The organism is Bacillus sp. AM 13(2015) (assembly GCF_001518755.1).
Lineage (GTDB): Bacteria > Bacillota > Bacilli > Bacillales > Bacillaceae > Bacillus > Bacillus safensis.
The window spans coordinates 1-1,104 of sequence record NZ_LKCP01000010.1 but is presented as its reverse complement, the minus strand read 5'-3'; the positions used below and the strand labels follow the sequence as shown (position 1 = coordinate 1,104).

The 1,104-nt window shown below is 40.5% G+C and carries 1 pseudogene; it reads right to left on the bottom strand.

The annotated features are described in order from the left end of the window. Window positions 1–1,104 (bottom strand): annotated as a pseudogene (locus AOQ70_RS01740) (SpoIIE family protein phosphatase); the annotation flags it as partial.

Here is a 1,104-nt window from a genome sequence, read left to right as displayed (position 1 = left end):
CTGTTCGCTCACAACCTCGACTTCGAATTCATTCAATAATGCCAATAGGCAAGTTGCTTGCTTGTACCTTCATCACTGATCACCCCGTTTAATAAAGCTGGGTGTTGAACCAATCTTGAGGAACTTACAGCTTGCATCCTGTAAATCAATAATGGATAAATCCAATGTTGAATAGATCTCGTCCGTCGTTCGTAAAGATAAAATACTATTAATGGTTTTAATCGCCACTTTTTCATTGATACCTGACGCCAATATTTTTTCTAACAGCTTAATCGTCTCATTGCTTTCAAAATGAGCACGTGCTCCGTTGCCCATTCCATCACTAATAGCTGCGGCATACTTGCCTGCACCAAGCTCCATCATGCTGTAGCTGTCTCCAGATACCAGTCCTCCGCCTTTTGCTGCATGTGCCACGCCTGTAGCCACTCGATATGATTTAGCAGAACCAAACACAACATGACAATAGCCTGTTGGATGCTCTGCACACTGCTCTGCTTTGACTAAAATCTGTTCTTCTAAAATATCTGAAAGCATTGGAGCAATGATTTTTTCACATTCCCCATGCCCTTGGCAATATGGGATTCTCATTTCAATATCGACATTTCCCTGTTCCAAGCTATAGATTTCTACTTGCTGAATTTCAATACCAAAGTGCTGAAGCGCTTCTATCATCTGCTCTTCTTGAATAAAATGCTGTTCTCTTTCTCGTTTTATTTCCCGGGAAAAATCCTCCATCACTTGCGAGACCCCCATCAGCTGTTCAGCCACAAGACGTCTGCTGTCTTGGACTTTTTTCTTCAGTGTCTGGTTGGCTTTATAGTAAGCGATCTCCTCTTCAATCAATTCCTCGACATGTTTTGATTTCGAGCAGTGCTGACTAAATTTCTTTTTCAATTTTCGGTTATGCTCATACGTTTTTTCATCAGATTCATGCATAACTTGTTTCATTAGTTCATAGGTTGTATCAAAGTTCTGCACCCAGCATTTATTTTTCTTATAGCACGTTTGACAGGATCGTTCTGTGATCGTACTTAAAAAAAGATCTACATCCTCTTCCTGCTTCTTCTCTTCAGGATAGATTCGTAAAATGTCGCAAAACTCTCA